This is a genomic window from Priestia sp. YIM B13491 (assembly GCF_042787605.1).
GTDB classification, from domain to species: domain Bacteria; phylum Bacillota; class Bacilli; order Bacillales; family Bacillaceae_H; genus Priestia; species Priestia megaterium_E.
The window spans coordinates 1-1358 of sequence record NZ_JBHZOR010000039.1 but is presented as its reverse complement, the minus strand read 5'-3'; the positions used below and the strand labels follow the sequence as shown (position 1 = coordinate 1358).

At 56.2% G+C, this 1358-nt stretch carries 1 rRNA gene; it reads right to left on the bottom strand.

What is annotated here, in order from left to right:
* Positions 1 to 1358: ribosomal RNA gene (locus ACFX4E_RS28205) — 23S ribosomal RNA — on the bottom strand; the annotation flags it as partial.

Genomic DNA, 1358 nt, shown 5'->3' with positions numbered 1-1358 from the left:
CCCGAAGTTACGGAGGAATTTTGCCGAGTTCCTTAACCACGATTCACTCGAACGCCTCGGTATACTCTACCTGACCACCTGAGTCGGTTTAGGGTACGGGCAGGTCATGCCCTCACGTCGAGGCTTTTCTCGGCAGCTTAGGATCACCACAAGTCCACACACGCGTGTGTCCCTCATCAGTCCTCACCCACATGCCCCCCGGATTTACCTGAAGGGCGGGCCACAACCTTAAATACGCACAACCATCGGCGCACTGCAGTTACCTGTCTGCGTCACCCCTGTTAACACGCTTGCCTACAATCACCGGGGCCCCAAGACCCACACACACCACGCAACCCGAAGGTCATGTGGGGGCGTGAGCAAATTGGTTAGCACAATGACTTCAGCATGGGCGGTCACAACGCGGTACCAGAATATCAACTGGTTGTCCATCGACTACGCCTGTCGGCCTCGCCTTAGGACCCGACTAACCCAGGGCGGATAAACCTAGCCCTGGAACCCTTAGTCAATCGGCGCTGCGGATTCCCACCGCAGATTCGTTACTCATGCCTGCATTCTCACTCCCACACAATCCACCAGAAGTCCCCTCCAGGCTTCACCTCGTGCAGGACGCTCCCCTACCCAACAACACACCAACACTCCAGTTCCTGGCGCCAGCACGCGTGTTGCTGCCACAGCTTCGGCGGTACGCTTGAGCCCCGCTACATTGTCGGCGCAGAACCACTTGACCAGTGAGCTATTACGCACTCTTTCAAGGATGGCTGCTTCTAAGCCAACCTCCTGGTTGTCACCGCGACTCCACATCCTTTCCCACTTAGCGTACGCTTAGGGGCCTTAGCTGATGATCTGGGCTGTTTCCCTCTCGACTACGAAGCTTATCCCCCGCAGTCTCACTGCCACGCTACACCTAATGGCATTCGGAGTTTGGCTGACGTCAGTAACCCACAGGGCCCATCGGCCATCCAGTAGCTCTACCTCCACCAGGGACCACGCAACGCTGCACCTAAATGCATTTCGGGGAGAACCAGCTATCACGGAGTTTGATTGGCCTTTCACCCCTACCCACAGTTCATCCCCCAGGTTTTCAACCCTGGTGGGTTCGGTCCTCCACACAGTCTTACCTCTGCTTCAACCTGACCATGGGTAGATCACCCCGCTTCGGGTCTAGAACACGCGACAAACGCCATATTTCAGACTCGCTTTCGCTACGCATACCCCACACGGGTTAAGCACGCCACGTATCACTAACTCGCAGGCTCATTCTTCAAAAGGCACGCCATCACCCCAAAAGGCTCCAACGGCTTGTAAGCACACGGTTTCAGGTACTATTTCACTCCCCTCCCGGGGTACTTTTCACC